The following is a 19740-nucleotide window of genomic DNA, read 5'->3' on the forward strand; positions in this document are numbered from 1 at the left end:
CACTCGCGTTGAGCGGCACGGCAACCACCGGAATAGGGCGGTCCCGCGCACTGCGTCCTCGCTAGTGTTTTACTTCAAAAGGAATCTCCAACCCCAGAAGATTCTGAGGCCGGGGATGTCAACATATCTGGCGTTGACTTTTGGCACGCTGTTGAGTTCTCAAGGAACGGACACTTCCTTCGGACCGCCTTCCAGCGGGCCCTCCGGGCGCTTCGTTCTTTCGTGTTTCCAGCTTACCAGATGTTTTCCGCTCCGTTTTCCGGAGTTTCATTCATCCGATTTCCCGAACTGGCCGGGCCGCTTTCCGCGACGGCCTCCACATTAGCGCATTTCGGTTGTCACCCGAAATTCACACTCACCACGGTTGACGGGAACGCCAACAAACCCATGTGAATGGGTATCGAGGTGAGGGTGGGTCCTGCAGAGTGGGATGGCCGCATCAGCGACTCGTTCAACACTAGGCCACCCGGACGACATCGTCAAACACCGAGGGCGGGATCCGGCTGGATCCCGCCCTCGTATGTCGAAGCCGCAGCTCAGCGGCGTCGTGTTTCGGTCACGCCGTAGCCGGAACCAGCTCCGCCGCCGCCAGGTTGCGCTTGCCGCGGCGCAGCACGAGCCAGCGACCGTGCAGCAGGTCGGCCTCGGCCGGCACCGCTTCCTCGTCCGTCACCTTGACGTTGTTGAGGTAGGCGCCGCCCTCCTTGACCGTGCGGCGGGCGGCCGAACGGCTCGGTGCGAGGCCGACGGCGACCAACAGGTCGACCACCGACTGGAGTTCGGCCACCTCGGCCTTCGGGACCTCGGCCAGGGCGGCGGCCAGGGTCGGCGCCTCCAGGTCGGCGAGGTCGCCCTGGCCGAACAGCGCCTTGGACGCGGCGACCGCGCGCTCGTACTGCTCGGCGCCGTGGACGAGGGTGGTGAGCTCCTCGGCGAGGGCTCGCTGGGCGAGGCGGGCGGCGGGGCGCTCGGTGGTCTCGCGCTCCAGCTCCTCGATCTCCTCCTTCGAGCGGAAGCTGAAGATCCGCAGGAAGTTGGGGACGTCCCGGTCGTCCGCGTTCAGCCAGAACTGGTAGAAGGCGTACGGGGTGGTCAGCTCGGGGTCGAGCCAGACCGTGCCGGACTCGGTCTTGCCGAACTTGGTGCCGTCGGCCTTGACGATCAGCGGCGTGGCCAGCGCGTGCACGGACTTGGCGTCGGCCTTGCGGATCAGGTCCGTGCCGGCGGTCAGGTTGCCCCACTGGTCACTGCCACCGGTCTGCAGGGTGCAGCCGTAGCGGCGGTTCAGCTCCAGGTAGTCCATGCCTTGCAGGATCTGGTAGCTGAACTCGGTGTAGCTGATACCCGCGTCGGAGTTGAGCCGTCGGGCGACGGCCTCCTTGGCGATCATGTTGTTGACGCGGAAGTACTTGCCCACGTCGCGCAGCAGGCTGATGGCCGACATCCCGGACGTCCAGTCCAGGTTGTTGACCATGCGCGCCGCGTAGGGGCCCTCGAAATCGAGGAAGCGCGAGATCTGGCCCCGCAGCCGCTCGACCCAGCCGGCCACCGTCTCGGGGTCGTTGAGGACGCGCTCGGCGGTGGGCTTCGGGTCACCGATGAGGCCCGTGGCGCCGCCGACCAGGCCGAGCGGGAGGTTTCCCGCCTGCTGGATGCGGCGCATGGTGAGGATCTGCACGAGGTTGCCGAGGTGCAGGCTGGGGGCCGTCGGGTCGAAGCCGCAATAGAACGTGACCGGGCCGTCCGCGAACGCCTTGCGCAGTGCGTCCTCGTCGGTGGACAGGGCGATCAGCCCCCGCCACCGCAGCTCGTCGACGATGTCCGTCACGGTCACGCTTCTCCTTCGATCGGGCGCCCGCCCGGTGGCGGCCCGTTCTCTCGGACCCCGGGTCGGTGCGACTCCAGCGTGGTAGAGCCTACGCGGTCGGGGCCAGCGGGTTTTCCCCGAGCGTCGTGCCGCACTCCTCCCCCGGCCGCTCCGGCGCCTGCCCGATACCGGAAATTCCGTTGTTCGTCGGCTGTGGGCCCGTTCAGAGTGGTGTCACCGCCGTGCGGCGGCAGTGACGTGTGTGGAGACGGTCGTGCCGCCGTGGCACGCCCGCGGGAAGGGTGTGCCGAGTGCGCAACACGCTGGTTCTGAACGCGAGCTACGAGCCCCTGACGACGGTGTCGCTCCAGCGCGCCGTCGTCCTGGTGCTCCAGGACAAGGCGGTGGTGGAGCAGGCGCATCCGCTGCGCACGGTCCGGGGGACGGGCGTCAGCATCCCGGTGCCCCGGGTGATCAGGCTTCAGCGCTACGTGAGAGTGCCGTTCCGACAACAGGCGCCGTGGTCGCGGCGGGGTGTCCTGGCCCGGGACCAGCACCTGTGCGCGTACTGCGGGCGGCGGGCCACCACGGTGGACCACCTGCAGCCCAGGTCGCGCGGCGGGGAGGACAGCTGGTTGAACACCGTGGCCGCGTGCCCGGAGGACAACCAGCGCAAGGCGGACCGGACACCCGAACAGGCCGGGATGAGGCTGCTGCGCCGGCCGTTCGTGCCGACCCCGCAGGCCACCCTCATGCTGGCGCTCGGCCTGCGCGGCTCGGAGGCCCGGGAGCTGGCCGACTGGCTGCCGGCCGTGCCGGGCCAGCCCGCTCCGACAGCCGTCCCGGCCGCGTGAGCGCCGCCGCGAGCCGCGCCCTACGGGGCCCGGGCTAACCCTTCGCCTGGTAGCCCGCCGCCGTGCCGTAGTTGGCCGAGTGCTCCGGCATCACGACCACCCGCCCGCCGCCGATCAGCACCCGCCCGGAGACCAGCAGCGAACCGGTGCCCTGCGGGAAGTTGCCGCCGGTCGCCTCCTGGCCGCCGGCCAGCGGGAACCGGCTGAGGCGGGCGGGCTGGTCGCGGCGTTCGTCGGCGGCGAGCACGAGCGCGCCGCCGTCGACGCCGACCGCCCGGACGGTGCCCTTGGCGGCGGTCGGCGCCTTCCAGCGCTGCTTGCCGGTGTCGAGGTCGTAACCGACCGCCGCGGCCGGTCCGCCGCCGTTCGCCGGGACGAGCGTGGTGACCATCGTGCGGTTCTGGAAGAACACCTCGGGCGTGGCCGAGAACGTGCCGTGGCCGACGTCCAGCCGGCCGCCGTCGCCGACCACCGGGATCTCGGCGGCCGGGTCGCCGCCCGCGCCCCAGGAGAACACCCGGTCGTCCTCCGGCTTCTCGCCCGTGGTGAGGACGACGGACGGCTCGGCGGACAACACGGTCACCGTCTTCGGGCGGTTGTTCAGGCCGCGCCACCAACTGACCTTGCCGTCCGCCGTGTTCAGCGCGACGGCCTGGTCGGCGGGGGTCGAGTCGGCGCAGGAGGAGGCGACCAGCACGGTCTTGCCGGTCACGCCGCCGGACAGGGTGCAGAACTTGCCCTGCCCGGTGTACTGCCAGACGTCCTTGCCGTCCGCGGACTCCCAGGCGACCGCCCGGTCGTCGCCGACCGCGATCACCTTGTCCTCGGTGACGCCGATCCGCGCGCCGTACGCGCCCTTGGCGTCCGAGACGGTCTTCGTCCACGCGGTCTTGCCGGTCTTGGTGTCCACGGCGGCGACCAGCGTGCACGGGCTCTTCGGGTCGGCCTGGGCCCGGAACAGCACCGCGCCCAGCCCCGCCTGGTTGACCCCCGCCGACAGCCCGCACGGGACGGCCCCGGCGGCCGGTGGCTCGACCGACCAGACGGGCTTGCCGGCCGCGAGGTCGTAGGCCCGCACACCGGCGGCGTCGGCGCGGACCACCGCATCGGCCAGCAGCCAGCTGCCGACCAGCGTGTCGTCACCCGACGACCCGGACGCGGCGGGCTGGGCGGACCACACCTTGGTGTGCGCGACGGCGAAACCGGGCTCCCCGCCGCTGCTCGCGGCCGCGCTGCCGCCGCCCTCGGCCCCGACCATCAGACCGGCCGCGACCAGCACGCCCAGCGCGGCCACCCCGGCTCCGGTGCGCACCAGCAGGGTCCGCCGGCTGGGCACGTGCTCGCCGGTGAGCACCGCCCCGGCGGCGGCGCGGGCCCTGGCCGAGAGCGAAGAGCCCGCCGTCGAGGAGCCTGCCTTCGGGGACCTGCCCCGACGGGCGACAGCCCGCGACGGCGCGACGGGCGCGGCCTCGGGCGTCGTGTCCGGCTCGGGCTCCGGCGCCGTGGACGGCTCCACCGGAACGGGCTCGGCGTCCTCGATGTGCACGTACCCGTCGGCCGAGTACTCCGCCCCCACCGGGACGTACAGCCCCTCCCCCGCAGGCTGCTCCGGGACGGCGTACGGCGCGTACTGCTGCTGCCCGTGGTCCGGGTACGGCTGGTACTGCTGGTACTGCCCCTCGGCGTAGCCGCCCTGGACGTAGCCGCCCTCGGCGTACCCGGTCTCGGCGTACCCGGTCTGGACGTAGCCGGTCTGGACGTACTGCGGGTCCTGTCCGTACGGCGAGCCCTGCCCGTCCTGCTGCGGGTCCTGTCCGTACGGCGAGCCCTGCCCGTACCCGCCCTGCCCGTAGCCCGCCGCCGTCTGCCAGTACTCCTGCTGCGGGTGGTCCTGCGGCTGCGGCTCCTGGTGCCCGCCGCCCAGCCAGGCCTGCTGGCCCGGGGGGTACCACGGCTGCTGCTGGGCGTCTCCGAAGGGCTCCTGCGCCATCCGTTCCCGTCCCTCCCGAGCCGCCTGCCGATGCGGCAGTCAGCATCTCACGCCCGTTCGAGCGCGCCGCCCCGGCCTCGGGGGGTCGGGGAGGTCAGCCCGCGGACTCGGCCTTCAGCGCCTCGTCGATGCGGGCGGCCAGGGTGAAGTCCAGGCCGGTCAGCCCGCCCGCGCTGTGGGTGGAGAGGACGAAGCGCAGGGTGCGCCAGCGGATGTCGACGTCGGGGTGGTGGCCGAGCGCCTCGGCCTGTTCGGCGACGGCGACGACCACCCGGATCGCCGCCGGGAAGTCGGGGGCGTCGGCCACGCGGACGACGCTGTCACCCTCCCTGGTCCACCGCGGCAGTGCGGCCAGGGCCGCCGTGATCTCGTCCTCGCTCAGCCGTGCCCTGCTGCTCATCGAAGCTCTTCCGTTCGTCGTCTCGTCGTCCGGTCAGGCGTGCACTGCGAGGAACATACCGAGCCGGGGCCCTCCGCACCGGACGACACAGCCGCTGACGGGCAGCCCCCCGGCGGGCGTCCCCCGACGGATGCTCAGCTCATCAGCTCAGCAGCAGTTTGGTGACCGCGGCGAGGCCGACCACCACGATGATCCCGCGCAGCGCGGCCGGCGGCAGGCGGCGGCCGACCTTGGCGCCGAGCAGGCCGCCGACCAGCGAGCCCGCCGCGATCAGGCCGGCGGCCGCCCAGTTGACGGTGGAGGTGAACAGGAAGAACAGCGCGGCGACGCCGTTGACGACCATCGCCAGCGCGTTCTTCACGGCGTTGATCCGCTGCAGGTCCTCCTGGAGCAGCATGCCCATCAGCGCCAGCAGCAGGACGCCCTGCGCGGCGCCGAAGTAGCCGCCGTAGATGCCGGTGAGGAAGACGCCGACGAACAGCAGCAGGCCGCCGTCCGGGTCCCCGTCGGGGCGGCGGCGGGCGGCGACCGCCTTGGCGACCTTGGGCTGGATCACCACCAGGACGAGGGCGAGCAGGATCAGTACCGGGACGATCGCGTCGAAGGCGCCGTTCGGCAGTCTGATCAGCAGCAGCGCGCCGACCAGCCCGCCGAGCAGCGAGGCGGTGCCCAGGCGCAGCAGCCGGTGGCCCTGGCCGGCCAGCTCGCGGCGGTAGCCGATCACGCCGCTGAGCGAACCGGGCACCAGGCCGAAGGTGTTGGAGACGTTGGCGGTGACCGGCGGAATCCCGATGGCGAGCAGCACCGGGAACGTGATCAGCGTGCCGGAGCCGACGATCACGTTGATCATCCCGGCACCGACGCCCGCCACCAGGACGGCGATGCCCTCCCAGAGCGTCATGGGTCACCTCTCCTCTCGGTCCTGTCCGGGGGGATCATGCCGGACGGCCCACCGGTCGGACCAGGGCCGCCCACGATTCGGGACACGCACCACCACGACCGCCACACGCCACGACCGCCACACGCCACGACCGCCACGACCGCCACACGCCGGGGGCCCGCCACCGTGCGGTGGCGGGCCCCCGGGCCGGACGGTTCAGCCGGTCACTCCGGGTCGATCTTGCGGTACTCGCGGGCCGGGTCCACCCGGGGGCGGGCGGCACCCTTCTCGGTGTCCACCGGGCGCGGGCCGGCCGCCGGGTCGAGCGGCACCTGGGTGGCCGCGGGGGCCGCCTGCGGGACGCTCGGGGCGGCGACCGCGCCGCCGTTGACGCCGGGGTTGCCGGTCAGCCCGCCGAAGGCGCCGCCGAGGCCCTTGAGGGCGTCGCCGACCTCGCTGGGGATGATCCACAGCTTGTTGGAGTCGCCCTTGGCCAGCTCGGGCAGGGTCTGCAGGTACTGGTAGGCGAGCAGCTTCTGGTCGGCGTCGCCGTCGTGGATGGCCTCGAAGACCGTCCGGATCGCGGCCGCCTCACCGTCGGCGCGCAGCACCGCGGCCTGCGCCTCACCTTCGGCCCGGAGCACGTCGGCCTGCTTCTCACCCTCGGCCTTGAGGATCTGGGCCTGCCGCTGGCCCTCGGCGGTGAGGATCGCGGCGCGCTTGTCACGGTCGGCGCGCATCTGCTTCTCCATCGAGTCCTGGATGGAGGTGGGCGGCTCGATCGCCTTCAGCTCGACGCGGTTGACCCGGATGCCCCACTTGCCGGTGGCCTCGTCCAGGACGCCGCGCAGACCGGCGTTGATGACCTCGCGCGAGGTCAGGGTGGATTCGAGGTCCATCGAGCCGATGATGTTGCGCAGCGTGGTGACGGTCAGCTGCTCGATGGCCTGGATGTAGCTGGCGACCTCGTAGGTGGCCGCGCGCGGGTCGGTGACCTGGTAGTAGATCACCGTGTCGATGTTGACCACCAGGTTGTCCTGGGTGATCACCGGCTGCGGCGGGAACGGCACGACCTGCTCGCGCAGGTCGATCCGGTTGCGGACCCGGTCGATGAACGGGACGACGATGTTCAGGCCTGCGTTGAGCGTCCGGGTGTAGCGGCCGAAGCGCTCCACGATCGCGGCGCTGGCCTGCGGGATGACCTGGATCGTCTTGATCAGCGCGATGAAGGCCACCACGACCAGGACGACCAAAACGATAAGGACGGGTTCCACGGACTCTCCCCTAGATGACCAGGGCGGTCGCGCCCTGGATTTCGACGACGTCGACCTGCTGCCCCGGTTGGTACACGCTGTCCGGGTGGAGCGCGCGGGCCGACCAGATCTCGCCGTTCAGCTTGATCCGTCCGCCCTCCCCGTCGACGGTTTCCGCGACGACCGCGGTGGCGCCCTGGAGCGCCTCGATGCCCATCTTGATGTGCGGGCCCTGCCGCAGTTGCCGGTAGGCGATCGGGCGGACGAAGACCAGCAGCGAGACCGAGACCGCGATGAAGACCAGGGTCTGCCAGACCGCGTCTCCGCCCAGCCCGGCCACGCCGGCGGCCGCCAGCGCACCGACCGCGAACATGGCGAACTCCGGCATCGCGGTCAGCACCAGCGGTATGCCGAGCCCGACGGCGGCCAGGAGCCACCAGATCCAGCTGTCCACGTGTCCATCCTAGGGAGCGAAGGGCCTTCGAGGCGGACAGTTCCCGCAGGTCGAGGGGCGGAAACCGGTCGCGCGTACGACCGGTCCCCGGAAACCCGACGACATCGGAGCGTGCGAGGCGCGGACGGGGGCTCAGCCCAGCGGCAGGCCCTGCGCGGACCAGCGGTCCCCGTGGCGCTCCAGGGTGAGCGGCAGGCCGAAGCACTTGGAGAGGTTGCGGGCGGTCAGCTCGGTGTCGATCGGACCGGCGGTGAGCACCTTGCCCTGGCGGATCATCAGGACGTGGGTGAAGCCCGGCGCGATCTCCTCGACGTGGTGGGTGACCATCGCCATGGCCGGGGCGAACTCGTCCTGGGCGAGCGCGCCGAGCCGGCGGACGAGGTCCTCGCGTCCGCCGAGGTCCAGGCCGGCCGCGGGCTCGTCGAGCAGCAGCAGCTCGGGGTCGGTCATCAGGGCGCGGGCGATCAGGGTGCGCTTGCGCTCGCCCTCGGAGAGGGTGCCGAACTTGCGGCCGGTGAGGTTGGACATGCCCATCCGGTCGAGCAGCGCGAGCGCGCGGGACTCGTCGAACTGCTCGTAGGTCTCCTGCCAGCTGACCGTCATGCCGTAGGCGGCGGTCAGCACGGTCTGCAGCACCGTCTGCTCGGCCGGCAGCTTGTCGAACATGGCGGCGCCGGCCAGGCCGATCCGGGAGCGCAGCTCGAAGACGTCGACCTCGCCCAGCTTCTCGCCCAGCACCGACACCTTGCCCGCGGTCGGGAACAGGTAGGTGGCGGCGATCTGCAGCAGGGTGGTCTTCCCGGCGCCGTTGGGGCCCAGGATGACCCAGCGCTCCCCCTCGGAGATGGACCACGAGACCTGGTCGACCAGCGCGCGTCCCTCCCGGACCACGGATACGTCCACCAGCTCCAGCACGTCGCTCATGCCTACGCCTTCCCCAATACAAGAATTTCGGCCGTCGGTGCGGGCGGCGAGCCTACTCCGGCAGCCGGTGGGCACGGGGTGGGTGCGCCGCACACGCATGGGCAAACCTACGCCACGCGGATGACCGCCGATTCCGTAGGCTGGCCGGATGCTCGCGACTCCTCCCGACAATCCGTACGAAGAACCCCGTTCGGGGCGGCTGACCGCGTGGGGCAACGCCCTGCTGGCCGGTCTGGTGCCGCCGGACAACGCCGCGGCGGCCGTGCTGGGCGACGACGAGAGCCACCGGGTGACCGGGCTGCCCGGGGACGGGCCGGGCGAACGGCACGGCCTCACCTGGGCGCTGGGACGGCTCCGGGTGCTCGGGGTCAAGGGCCTGCGACTGGCTCTGCCGTCCGCCGGGCACCCGCTGGGGCTGACCGGTCCGGCACCGTTCAACGAAGCGGCGATGGGCGTCGGGGAGGCGGTGCTGGCGGTGGGCGTCCCGCTCGGACTGGTGCCGGAGGTGGAGGTGTTCGGCCCGGCCGGGGACCGTTCGGCGACGGTGCTGTGGCGCTGCCTTGAGACCAACGACACACCGCCGGCCGACGTCCCGTCGCTGCACGAGGCCGAACGGGAGCTGGCCGACGGGCTGCGCGAGGCGACGCTCCTGCTGACCCGACTGGACGTGGCGGGCGCCGGACCGGAGGCGCTGCGGGCGCTGGAGGCGTACCGCCGGCGCGGGCACGCCGAACTCCTGGCGCCCGGGTACCCGCCGCGTGCGGTGCGGGTGCTGGAGTCGGCCCGGCAGGTGTCGGCGCTGCTGGCGATCGCCTCGGGCGGGCACGGCGCGGCGGTCAGCGCCTCCGAGATGGCGGCGCGGCAGGCGGTGCTGGCGCCGCTGCGGCGCACCGCCCGGCGGGCGCAGGTGGCGGCGTACAACGCGCTGGTCGACGAGCGCGAGGACCGCTGAGCACGGGAGCCGCTCAGCACGAGGACCGCTGAACACGGGGCCCGCTCAGCACGGGGCCCGCCGAACACGGGGCCCGCTCAGGACGCGGACCGCTAGGACGGGCCGCCGTCCCGCGCCTCGCCGTTGCGGACGGCCCACAGGGCCGCCTGGGTGCGGTCCGCCAGGTCCAGCTTCATCAGGATGTTGGAGACGTGGGTCTTCACCGTCTTCTCCGACAGGTGCAGGCTGCGGGCGATCTCCCGGTTGGAGCGGCCGTCGGCGATGTGGCCGAGGACCTCGCGCTCGCGTTCGGTGAGGGTGCCGCCGCGGCCCTGCGGGGCGCGGGGGCCGTCGTCGGCGAGCAGCGCCTCGGCCAGTTCGGGCTGGAGCAGGACGTGGCCGGCGTGCACCGAGCGGATCGCGCCGGCCAGCGCCTCCGGGTCGACGTCCTTGTAGACGTACCCGGCGGCGCCGGCCCGCAGCGCGGGGACCATCGTGCGGTGCTCGGTGAAGCTGGTGACGATCAGGATCCGGGCCCGGCTGCCCTCGCCCTTGAGCGTGCGCAGCGCCTCGATGCCGTCGACACCGGGCATCTTGAGGTCCATCAGGACGACGTCGGGGTCGAGTTCGCGGGCGCGCTCGACGCCCTCCGCCCCGTCGGCGGCCTCCCCGACCACCTCGATGTCGTCCTGGACCTCCAGGAACGTGCGCAGCCCGCGGCGGACCACCTGGTGGTCGTCGACCAGCAGGACGCGGATCGACGGCGTGCTGTCAGGCGGGTTGTCAGGCACCGGGGACCTCCATCTCGACGAGCGTCCCCCGGCCGGGGGCGGACTCCAGGGTGAGCGTGCCGCCGACGGCGGCCGCGCGGTCGCGCATCGAGGCCAGGCCGAGGTGGCGCCCGGCCCGGCGGACGGACTCGGGGTCGAAGCCGTGCCCGTCGTCGCGCACCCGCAGCACGGCGCCGCGCGCGGGCGTGCCGGCCAGGGTGACGGTGACGCGGCCGGCTCCGGAGTGGCGCAGCGCGTTGTGCAGCGCCTCCTGGGCGACCCGCAGCAGCGCGGCCTCCTGCGCGGGCGGCAGGGCGCGGACGCCGTCGGCGGCGAAGGCGACGTCCGCGGTGTGGGCCCGGTCGAGGACCTGCACCTGGGAGGCGAGGGTGGCGCTCAGCCCGTCCTCCTCCAGGGCGGCGGGGCGCAGTTCGACGACGACGGCGCGCAGTTCGTCGGCGGCCTCGGCGGCGAGCCGGGCGACCTCGGCGAGTTCGGCGCGGGCCCGGGCCGGGTCGCGGTCGACGAGCGTGGCGGCGGCCTTGGCGGTGAGCCGCAGCGAGAAGAGCTTCTGCGCGACGGCGTCGTGCAGGTCGTGGGCGATGCGGGCGCGTTCGCCGGCCAGGGTGAGCTCGCGGCTGCGCTCGTACAGGCGGGCGTTGGAGAGGGCGAGGGCGGCGTGCGCGGCGAGTATCCGCAGCAGTTCCTCGTCGTGGTCGGTGAACAGGCCGCCGCCGCGCTTGTTGGCGAGGAAGATGACGCCGGTGACCTGCGGTTCGTCCTCGGCGGCCTCGGCGTCCAGGATGGGCATGCCGAGGAAGGCGTCCATCTCGGGGTGGGCGGCCGGCCAGCCGCCGAAGGCCGGGGCCCTGCGGACGTCGGCGAGCCGGGTGGGGCCGGTCTCGTGCAGCATCTTGGCGAGGACGCCGTGCTGGCGGGGCAGCGGGCCGATCGCCCGCCACTGCTCGTCGGTGACGCCGTCGACGACGAACTGGGCGAAGCCGCCGTGGTCGTCGGGCACGCCCAGAGCCGCGTACTCGGCGCCGAGCAGGTCGCGGGCGGAGGCGGTGATGCGGCGCAGCACCTCGCGGACCTCCAGGTGCCGGCTCATCGCGAGCAGCGCCTGGCTGACCGCCTCGATGCCGGCCAGGCAGGGGTCGCAGCCGGGCATCGGGCGGGCCGGGCCGCGCAGGTCGAGGTGCGGACCGGCCGGGCTCCGGTGGTCGCTGGGCGTGCTGGGCATACCGCCAAACTACCGCCGCCGCGGGCGCCGCCGCGTCGGTCCGCGGCCGGGGTGGGCGCAGGTCCGGGGACCTAGGTCTCGGGGCCCGCGCAATGGAGGAGGGGCGGCTCTCCGGGTGATGGGAGAGCCGCCCCTCGTCGGGCGGGGCGAAGGGGGTCAGCCCTTCTGCATGACCTCGGGCTCGTGGCGGCGCTGGAGCCGGGTGACGATGACGCCGATGACGATCGAGATCGCGATCAGCGCGCCCGCGTCGATCGCCCACTGGGCGACGCTGGCGGTCCACAGCGGGTCGTACTGGGGGTTCTGGAAGTCCTTGTTCCAGGGGCCCATGAGCTTGGACAGGTCCAGTGTGGTGGCCACGATGCCGGTGCCCCAGCGGGCCGGCATCAGCCAGGCGGCCTGCTCCAGGCCGGGCTTGCCGAAGAGCTGGAACAGGCAGCCGGTGAAGACGACCTGGATGATGGCGAACATGACCAGCAGCGGCATGGTCTTCTCGGCGGTCTTGACCAGGGCCGAGATCATCAGGCCGAACATCATCGCGGTGAAGCTGAGCAGGATCATGCCGATGGTCATCTCGATGATCGGCAGGTCCTTGACGATCAGACCGTGCTCGGGGAGCTTGCGCGGCAGGAAGCCGACCGCGGCGACGATGGCGCCCTGGATCACGCTGAAGAAGCCCAGCACGATGATCTTGGACATCATGTACGCCGAGCGGGAGAGCCCGGTGGCCCGTTCCCGTTCGTAGATGGCCCGTTCCTTGATCAGTTCGCGGACCGAGTTGGCCGCTCCGGAGAAGCAGGCTCCGATCGCCAGGATCATGATGATCGTCGCGGCCCCGCTGTTGAGGTGGAGCTGCGTGTTCGGATTGGGCGCGAGGCCCGCCCCGTTGGGGACCAGCACGCTGACCGCGCCGATGACGGCGGGCAGCAGCACCGACAGCGCCAGGAAGCCGCGGTCCGAGGCGAGGACCGACATGTAGCGGCGCATCAGCGTCCACAGCTGGGAGCCCCAGCTCTGCGGCTTCGGCGGCCGGACGGCCTCCTGGGCGACCTGGGCGTGCTGCACCTCGCCCGACTCCACGTCGGGGGCGGAGTACTGCTGGTAGTGCACCGAGCCGCGGTAGCGGCCGGCCCAGTCGTGGTCCGGGTAGTTCTCGAAGGCCTGGAAGACGTCCGCCCAGGTCTCGTACCCGAAGAAGTGCAGCGCCTCGTCCGGCGGGCCGAAGTAGGCCACCGCGCCGCCCGGCGCCATCACCAGCAGCCGGTCGCAGAGCGCGAGTTCGGCCACCGAGTGGGTGACGACCAGGATGGTGCGGCCGTCGTCGGCGAGACCGCGCAGCATCTGCATGACCTCGCGGTCCATGCCCGGGTCGAGGCCCGAGGTGGGCTCGTCCAGGAAGATCAGCGACGGCTTGGTGAGCAGTTCCAGGGCGACCGAGACGCGCTTCTGCTGGCCGCCGGAGAGCGCGGTGATCTTGTTGTCGGCGCGCTTGTCCAGGCGCAGCTCGTACAGCACCTCGTCGATCCGGGCCGCGCGCTCGCGCGCCTCGGTGTCGCCGGGGAAGCGCAGCTGGGCCGCGTACTTGAGGCCGGTGCGGACGGTGAGTTCCTTGTGCAGGATCTCGGACTGCGGCACCAGGCCGATGCGCGAGCGCAGTTCGGCGAACTGCTTGTAGAGGTTGCGGCCGTCGTACAGGACCTCGCCGCGGTCGGCCGGGCGGTAGCCGGTGAGGGCGCGCAGCAGGGTCGACTTACCGGAGCCGGACGGGCCGATGACGGCGACCAGGGACTTCTCCGGGACGCCGAAGCTGACGTCGTCGAGCAGGATCTTCTTGGCGCCCTTGTGCTCGACCTCGACGGTCAGGTGGCGGGCGGAGAAGGAGACCGCGCCGGTGTCGACGAACTCCTGCAACTGGTCGCCGACCAGGACGAAGCTGGAGTGGCCGACGGTCAGCCGGTCCTGCGGGCCCATCAGCTGGCGCTGCACCCGCTGGCCGTTGAGGAAGATCCCGTTGTGGCTGCCGAGGTCGACGATCTCGTAGCGGCCGTCCTGGAGCTGGCGCAGCTCGGCGTGGTGGCGGGAGACCTGGAGGTCGGAGACCACGACGTCGTTGTCGAGCGCGCGGCCGATCCGGACGGTGCGCATGGCGGCGGTCAGGTTGCGGATGATCGTCGGCTGCGGGCCGTCGCCGTCCTGCGGGCCGGGCGGGAAGGCCTGCTGCTGCGGGAAGCCGCCCAGCTGGGGCTGGGGCTGGGGCTGGTACGGGTGCTGCTGCTGCGGGAACGGCGGCTGGGGCCGACCCGCCCAGGCCTGCTCGGGCTGCGGCGGGTAGGGGGCCTGCGGCGACCAGCCCTGCTGCGGGGCCGGCGGCTGGGGCGCCGGCGCGGCGCTGCGGCTGGTGGCGGCCTCGTGCCAGGCGGGAGCCTGCGGGGCGGCCGCGTGCGGGGCAGCGTGGGCGGGCGCGGAGAAGCCGAGCCGGGGTCCGTTCTCCGGGTTGCCGAGGTTGACGACGGCGCCGGGGAACAGCTGGGCCTGCGTCGTCCGGGCGCCGGCCGTGTAGGTGCCGTTGGTGCTGCCGTGGTCGTCCAGCTGCCAGCCGCTGCCGTTGAAGGTGATGGTCCCGTGGTTCCAGGAGACCCTGGCGTCGTCGAACGGGAAGTCCGACTGCGGGTTGCGCCCGATGGTGTAGGACCGCCCGGGCTCCAGAGTCCGCTGCTGTCCGTTGATATCGATGACGAGTTGCGGCACTGCGCGCCTGCCCCGCTCTCTCGGTTCCCCCGAATTGTGCCCCCGACCAGGGGTGCGATGTTTCCGAAACTGACGGGGGGAATCATTCCAGCCTGCTGACCGCCGATAAAAGCCGCCCCGGGTGACTGTGACCAGGCTGCTACCCGGCACCCGTCCGCGACGTGGGACGGGTGCTCTGGGCCCGCCGGCCGGCGGGTAGCGTGGGAGGCACCATGAACGCATCGCCCCTGGCCGCTGAGCCCCTCCCCGCCGCCCAGCCCCGGACCGCGGACGAGCGCACCCTGCTCGTCAAGGTGTTCGGCAAGGACCGCCCCGGCATCACCGCCGGCCTCTTCGCCACCCTGGCAGGCTTCGCCGTCGACGTGATCGACATCGAACAGGTCGTGACCCGTGGCCGCATCACGCTCTGCGCACTGGTCACCCCGCCCACCGCTCCCGGCGCCGAGGGCGGACTGCGGGCCACCGTGCACCGCTGGGCGGAGGAGCAGAAGCTCCAGGCCGAGATCCTCTCCGGCATCGGCGACAACCGGCCGCGCCGCGAGGGCCGTTCGCACGTCACCGTGCTCGGCAATCCGCTGACCTCCGCCGCCGTCTCCGCGCTCACCTCCCGGATCACCGCGGCGGGCGGCAACATCGACCGCGTGTTCCGGCTCGCCAAGTACCCGGTGACGGCGGTCGAGCTGGCCGTGTCCGGTGTGGCCACCGACGAGCTGCGGGCCGAGCTGGCCCAGGAGGCGGCCACCCAGCGGGTGGACGTCGCGGTGGTCGCGGCCGGGCTGGAGCGCCGGGCCAAGCGCCTGGTGGTGATGGACGTCGACTCCACGCTCATCCAGGACGAGGTGATCGAGCTGTTCGCGGCCCACGCGGGCTGCGAGGAGGAGGTCGCCGAGGTGACGGCGCAGGCGATGCGCGGCGAGCTGGACTTCGCCGAGTCGCTGCGGGCCCGGGTCTCGCTGCTGGCCGGGCTGGACGCCTCGGTGACCGAGAAGGTGCGCGCGGAGGTCCGTTTCACGCCGGGGGCGCGCACCCTGATCCGCACCCTCCAGCGGCTGGGCTTCCAGGTCGCGGTGGTGTCGGGCGGGTTCACCCAGGTCACCGACCACCTGGTCGAGGAGCTGGGGCTGGACTTCGCGGCCGCCAACACCCTGGAGGTGGTGGACGGCAAGTTCACCGGCCGGGTGGTCGGCGAGATCGTGGACCGCGCGGGCAAGGCCCGCTGGCTGGCCAGGTTCGCCGAGCAGGCGAAGGTGCCGCTGTCGCAGACGGTGGCGATCGGCGACGGCGCCAACGACCTGGACATGCTGAACGCGGCCGGGCTGGGCGTGGCGTTCAACGCCAAGCCGGTGGTGCGCGAGGCCGCCGACACCGCCGTCAACGTGCCGTTCCTGGACACCGTGCTGTACCTGCTGGGCATCACCCGGGAGGAGGTCGAGGCGGCCGACGCGGTGGACGGCAGCCTGACCGAGTAGAGCCCGAAGACGCACACGAGGGGCGGGGGGGGGGCGGGGGGGGCGCCCCCCCCGGGGGCCCCCCCCCCCCCCCCCCCGCCCCCCCCCCCCCCCCGGGGGGGGGGGGCGCCCCCGGGCCCCCCCCGCCCCTCGTCGTCATCGAAGCCCGGAGCCCCGGAGCCCGTACGGAACTCGGAGCTCCGTACCGGGTCAGTCCTGCGGCGTGTAGTACGAGACCAGCGCGGCGGCGCCCGGCTCGACGCCCTTCCACGAGCCGCTGAAGCTGAGCACCGCGATCGCCGCCGTCGGGAAGCCGCCGAGCCGCAGCCGCTCCAGCGCGTCCCGGTCGCCCGCGTCCCCGGCCAGCACCTGGGTCAGGCCCAGCACGCCGGGGTTGTGCCCGACCAGCACCACGTCCGCGTACTCCTCCGGGGTCTCCTGGAGGACGGCGATGATCTCGCCGGGGCTGGCCTCGTAGATGCGGTCCTCGTACACGGTCCTGCGGGCCCGCTTCGGCAGCTCGTGCGCCGCCAGCTTCCACGTCTCGCGGGTGCGCAGCGCGGTGGAGCAGAGCACGTACTCGGGGTTGATGCCGGAGTCGACCAGCCAGCGGCCGGCGTCCGGGGCCTGGTGACGGCCCCGGTCGGCCAGCGGCCGCTCGTGGTCGTCCACGCCGTTGGGCCAGTCGGCCTTGGCATGGCGGAGAACGATGATCCTGCGGGACGTGTCGGCGCTCATACCCAGCAAGCTTGGCAGAAAAGCCGCTCCGGGGCGCGGTGCTCCCGGATGCCGCCACTCGCAGGGGTGGCGGGTGTCATCATCCGCCGTTCGTCCGGCCTTCCGATAAACGGGGGTGGCCGGTGAACGGCGATGCTACGCGGGGGGGGGGATGGACCGGATCAGCCTATGGCGGCGGCGACGGAGGCGATGATCGCCACCAGCACCACGATGCCGGCGATCGCCAGGGCGATCTGGCCGAGCTGCTTGCGGCCGTCGGTCGGGTTGGGATCGAGAACGGGCATGTCCGGGATTCTTCCACCCCGAACACGCCCGTCGGTCACCGACCCCTCGGGGTTGGCCGTCCCTTGGTCAGGCCTTGACCTGCGCCACGGGGTGGACCGCCTCGTCCTCGATGTGCCGGGCCATCGCGGCCCGCAGGCCGAACAGCATCTGCGGCACCAGCAGCAGCGCCAGGAAGCCCAGCGGGCCGTACCACTCGCCGGTCATCTGGTAGATCCGGCCGATCAGGATCGGGCCGGGGATGGAGATCAGGTAGCCGACGCCCTGGGCGAAGGCGGAGAGCTGGGCGACCCCGCCGGCGGTGCGGGCGCGCAGCCCGATCATCGTCAGCACCAGCGGGAAGGCGCAGTTGGACAGGCCCACCAGGACCGCCCAGAGCCACGACGCGCCGGCCGGGGCCAGCGCCAGCCCGGCGTACCCGGCGATGCCGCAGGCGGCCAGCACGACGACGAACAGCCGCTGGTCGCCGCGGCGGGCGGCCAGGTTGGGCAGCACGAAGGAGACCGGCACGCCGATCACCATGGTCACCGCGAGCAGCACCCCGGAGGTGCCCTTGTCGACGCCGGCGTCCTGGAAGATCTTCGGCAGCCAGCCCATCACCACGTAGGCGCCGGTGGCCTGGAGGCCGAAGAAGCAGGCCATCGCCCAGGCCGTCCGGCTGCGGGTGATCGGCAGCCTGACGGCGGCGGCCGCCCCGCCCGCGCGCTCGCCGCGCTCGCGCTTGGTCAGCAGCACCGGGAGCCAGAGCAGCAGGGCCAGCGCGGCGAGACCGGCCCAGACACCCAGGCCGTAGCGCCAGTCGCCGCCGAGCGCGCTGGTCATCGGCACGGTGACGGCGGCGGCCAGCGCGGTGCCGGCCGACAGCGCCATCGAGTACAGGCCGATCATCGGACCGACCTTGTCCGGGAAGTAGCGCTTGATCACCACCGGGATCAGCACGTTGGAGACCGCCACACCGGCCAGCGCGAGCGCCGTCAGCAGCAGGAACACCGCGGTGCCGCCGGCGAAGGAGCGGGAGAGCACGCCCAGGGTGATCGCGCCCATGCCGGCGGTGATCACGGCGATCGGGCCGATCCGCCGGGCCATCGAGGGCGCGGCGAAGCCGAACAGGCCGAAGCAGAGCGACGGGACGGCGGTGAGCAGCCCGGCGAGCGTCGGGTTCATCCCGAGGTCGGCGCGGACCTGGTCGAGCAGCGGCCCGAGGCTGGTGACCACGGGGCGCAGGTTGAAGGCGGCGGCGGCGATCGCGACGGCGAACAGCCAGCCCAGGTACTTGCCGGAGGAGGGCGTGGAGGGCCGCTCGGTCTGCGGCCGGGCCTCGGTTCGTGGGGAGGCGGTGGTGTCTGCTGCGGGAGGCATGGGCACCATCATAGAATGATGGGATGAATCGGCGCACCTTCGAATTGGCATGATGTGCCGACCCGCTCCCCCACCGGACGCCGGCCCTCCCACCCGCCGGCCCCGTCCATCGAACCGTAGCCGCAAGGAGTACCCGTGGCGCTGTCCTCGCCGAGGCGCACCCCGCTGTCCGACCAGGTGATCGCGCAGCTGCGCGCCCAGATCACCTCCGGGGAGTGGCCCGTCGGCTCACGCATCCCCACCGAGGCCGCACTCGTCGAACAGCTCGGCGTCGCCCGCAACACCGTCCGCGAGGCCGTCCGTGCCCTCGCCCACAACGGGCTGCTCGACATCCGCCAGGGCTCCGGCACCTACGTGCTCGCCACCAGCGAGCTGGCCGGGGTCATGCACCGCCGCTTCGCCGACGCCGACCAGGCGCAGGTCGCCGAGCTGCGGGCCGCCCTGGAGACCTCCGCGGCCGGCCTCGCCGCGGCCCGCCGCACCGACCGCGACCTCGGCCTGCTGGACGCCGCGCTGGGCCGCCGCGAGAGCGCCTGGCACTCCGGCGACGCCGAGGACTTCATCCAGGCCGATGCCGCGTTCCACCAGGCCGTCGTCGCCGCCGCCCACAACGACGTGCTGGCCGCCGTCTACGCCGACCTCGGCGAGGTCACCCGCGCCCACCTGCGGCACGACGTCGGCCCCGAGCTGATCCCCGAGCGCTACATCGGCCACGCCACCATCCTCGACGCCATCCGGGCCGGCGACGCCCAGCGCGCCTCCGTCGAGGCCGGCCGCGCCATCGGCGCGTGCACCCCCGCCGACGCCTGAGGCGCCCTAGAACGTCCTGGAACGCCGCTGCCCGGCACCCCCACGAGAGGGTGCCGGGCAGCGGCGTGCGGCGAAGCGGTCAGGCGCCGATGGCGTGCAGCCCACCGTCGACGTGGATGATCTCGCCGGTGGTCTTCGGGAACCAGTCCGAGAGCAGCGCGACGATGCCGCGGCCGGCCGGCTCCGGGTCGGTCAGGTCCCACTTCAGCGGGGAGCGGTGGTTCCAGGTGTCCGCGAGGTCGCCGAAGCCCGGGATGGACTTGGCGGCCATCGAGCCGAGCGGGCCGGCCGAGATCAGGTTGCAGCGGATGTCCCGCTCGCCCAGGTAGCGCGCCAGGTAGCGGTTGGTCGACTCCAGGGCGGCCTTGGCCGGGCCCATCCAGTCGTACTGCGGCCAGGCGAACTGCGCGTCGAAGGTGAGGCCGACGACCGAGCCGCCGTCCTGCATCAGCGGCAGCAGCGCCATGGTCAGCGACTTCAGCGAGAAGGCCGAGACGTTCATCGCGGTGGCCACGGACTCCCACGGGGTGTCCAGGAAGTTGCCGCCCAGGGCGTCCTGCGGGGCGAAGCCGATCGAGTGGACGATGCCGTCCAGGGTCGGCAGGTGCTCGCGGACCGTGTCGGCGATGCCCGCCAGCTCCTCCTCGCTGGAGACGTCCAGCGGCAGCACGGTGACCGGCTTCGGCAGCTTCTTGGCGATCCGCTCGGTCAGGCTCGGGCGCGGGAACGCGGTGAGGATGATCTCCGCACCCTGCTCCTGGGCGAGCTTGGCGGCGTGGAAGGCGATGGAGGACTCCATCAGCACACCCGTGATCAGGATGCGCTTGCCCTCAAGGATTCCAGTCATGC

Annotated in this window: 18 protein-coding genes; 4 read left to right on the plus strand and 14 right to left on the minus strand. The window is 72.7% G+C overall.

Annotated features, from left to right (window positions below; genetic code table 11):
- Positions 1-556: 556 nt before the first annotated feature.
- On the minus strand, positions 557-1828 hold the full coding sequence (tyrS, locus tag AB0O19_RS07635) for a tyrosine--tRNA ligase (protein WP_063351463.1): 1272 nt from the start codon (positions 1826-1828) through the stop codon (positions 557-559).
- 290 nt (positions 1829-2118) lie between these two features.
- On the opposite strand from tyrS, the gene AB0O19_RS07640 reads away from it, so the two are divergent.
- Positions 2119-2661: an HNH endonuclease gene (locus AB0O19_RS07640; protein ID WP_063349641.1), complete on the plus strand. Its 543-nt coding sequence runs from the start codon at positions 2119-2121 to the stop codon at positions 2659-2661.
- A 34-nt stretch (positions 2662-2695) separates the two neighbouring features.
- On the opposite strand, the gene AB0O19_RS07645 is transcribed toward AB0O19_RS07640, so the two are convergent.
- The 6 genes from AB0O19_RS07645 to AB0O19_RS07670 form a co-directional block, all read right to left on the minus strand.
- A complete protein-coding gene (locus AB0O19_RS07645) occupies positions 2696-4651 on the minus strand; it encodes a PQQ-binding-like beta-propeller repeat protein (protein ID WP_363618511.1) in 1956 nt (651 codons plus the stop codon).
- Positions 4652-4745: 94 nt separating this feature from the next.
- A complete protein-coding gene (locus AB0O19_RS07650; RefSeq protein WP_363589450.1) occupies positions 4746-5051 on the minus strand; it encodes a 4a-hydroxytetrahydrobiopterin dehydratase in 306 nt (101 codons plus the stop codon).
- Positions 5052-5193: 142 nt separating this feature from the next.
- A complete protein-coding gene (locus AB0O19_RS07655) occupies positions 5194-5952 on the minus strand; it encodes a sulfite exporter TauE/SafE family protein (protein ID WP_363618513.1) in 759 nt (252 codons plus the stop codon).
- Between the two features lie 203 nt (positions 5953-6155).
- Positions 6156-7205, minus strand: coding sequence for an SPFH domain-containing protein (locus AB0O19_RS07660; RefSeq protein WP_363589446.1), 1050 nt, complete (start codon positions 7203-7205; stop codon positions 6156-6158).
- Positions 7206-7215: 10 nt separating this feature from the next.
- A complete protein-coding gene (locus AB0O19_RS07665) occupies positions 7216-7626 on the minus strand; it encodes an NfeD family protein (RefSeq protein WP_363589456.1) in 411 nt (136 codons plus the stop codon).
- 144 nt (positions 7627-7770) lie between these two features.
- Positions 7771-8562, minus strand: coding sequence for an ABC transporter ATP-binding protein (locus AB0O19_RS07670; protein WP_063349636.1), 792 nt, complete (start codon positions 8560-8562; stop codon positions 7771-7773).
- Positions 8563-8710: 148 nt separating this feature from the next.
- On the opposite strand from AB0O19_RS07670, the gene AB0O19_RS07675 reads away from it, so the two are divergent.
- Positions 8711-9514, plus strand: coding sequence for a hypothetical protein (locus AB0O19_RS07675; RefSeq protein WP_363618515.1), 804 nt, complete (start codon positions 8711-8713; stop codon positions 9512-9514).
- A 92-nt stretch (positions 9515-9606) separates the two neighbouring features.
- Here AB0O19_RS07675 and AB0O19_RS07680 read toward each other — a convergent pair whose 3' ends face one another.
- The 3 genes from AB0O19_RS07680 to AB0O19_RS07690 form a co-directional block, all read right to left on the minus strand.
- Positions 9607-10284, minus strand: a complete 678-nt coding sequence (locus tag AB0O19_RS07680) for a response regulator transcription factor (RefSeq protein ID WP_363589442.1) — start codon at positions 10282-10284, stop codon at positions 9607-9609.
- A complete protein-coding gene (locus AB0O19_RS07685) occupies positions 10277-11434 on the minus strand; it encodes a GAF domain-containing sensor histidine kinase (protein ID WP_363589454.1) in 1158 nt (385 codons plus the stop codon). Before AB0O19_RS07685 ends, AB0O19_RS07680 begins: the two co-directional genes overlap by 8 nt.
- A 228-nt stretch (positions 11435-11662) precedes the next feature.
- Positions 11663-14254 (minus strand): FHA domain-containing protein, encoded by a 2592-nt coding sequence (locus AB0O19_RS07690; RefSeq protein ID WP_363618517.1) that lies wholly within the window; start codon positions 14252-14254, stop codon positions 11663-11665.
- A gap of 212 nt (positions 14255-14466) precedes the next feature.
- Here AB0O19_RS07690 and serB point away from each other — a divergent pair, with 212 nt between their 5' ends.
- Positions 14467-15723 carry a phosphoserine phosphatase SerB gene (serB, locus tag AB0O19_RS07695; RefSeq protein WP_363589438.1) on the plus strand — a complete coding sequence of 419 codons (1257 nt, stop codon included), beginning with the start codon at positions 14467-14469 and terminating at the stop codon, positions 15721-15723.
- 189 nt (positions 15724-15912) lie between these two features.
- Here serB and AB0O19_RS07700 read toward each other — a convergent pair whose 3' ends face one another.
- The 3 genes from AB0O19_RS07700 to AB0O19_RS07710 form a co-directional block, all read right to left on the minus strand.
- The gene (locus tag AB0O19_RS07700; protein WP_363618519.1) at positions 15913-16440 is read right to left on the minus strand and encodes a histidine phosphatase family protein; all 528 of its coding nucleotides are present in this window, start codon (positions 16438-16440) and stop codon (positions 15913-15915) included.
- A 161-nt stretch (positions 16441-16601) separates the two neighbouring features.
- Positions 16602-16724 carry an SGM_5486 family transporter-associated protein gene (locus AB0O19_RS07705; protein ID WP_279634939.1) on the minus strand — a complete coding sequence of 41 codons (123 nt, stop codon included), beginning with the start codon at positions 16722-16724 and terminating at the stop codon, positions 16602-16604.
- A gap of 67 nt (positions 16725-16791) precedes the next feature.
- Positions 16792-18081: an MFS transporter gene (locus AB0O19_RS07710; protein ID WP_363618521.1), complete on the minus strand. Its 1290-nt coding sequence runs from the start codon at positions 18079-18081 to the stop codon at positions 16792-16794.
- A gap of 135 nt (positions 18082-18216) precedes the next feature.
- Between AB0O19_RS07710 and AB0O19_RS07715 the strand changes: the two genes are divergently transcribed.
- Positions 18217-18891, plus strand: coding sequence for a FadR/GntR family transcriptional regulator (locus AB0O19_RS07715; protein ID WP_363618523.1), 675 nt, complete (start codon positions 18217-18219; stop codon positions 18889-18891).
- Positions 18892-18970: 79 nt separating this feature from the next.
- On the opposite strand, the gene fabI is transcribed toward AB0O19_RS07715, so the two are convergent.
- Complete coding sequence (gene fabI, locus AB0O19_RS07720) at positions 18971-19738, minus strand: enoyl-ACP reductase FabI (RefSeq protein WP_063349628.1); 768 nt, start codon at positions 19736-19738, stop codon at positions 18971-18973.
- Positions 19739-19740: the final 2 nt, after the last annotated feature.

Origin of the sequence: Kitasatospora sp. NPDC091276, from assembly GCF_040684355.1 — a bacterium.
Classification (GTDB): domain Bacteria; phylum Actinomycetota; class Actinomycetes; order Streptomycetales; family Streptomycetaceae; genus Kitasatospora.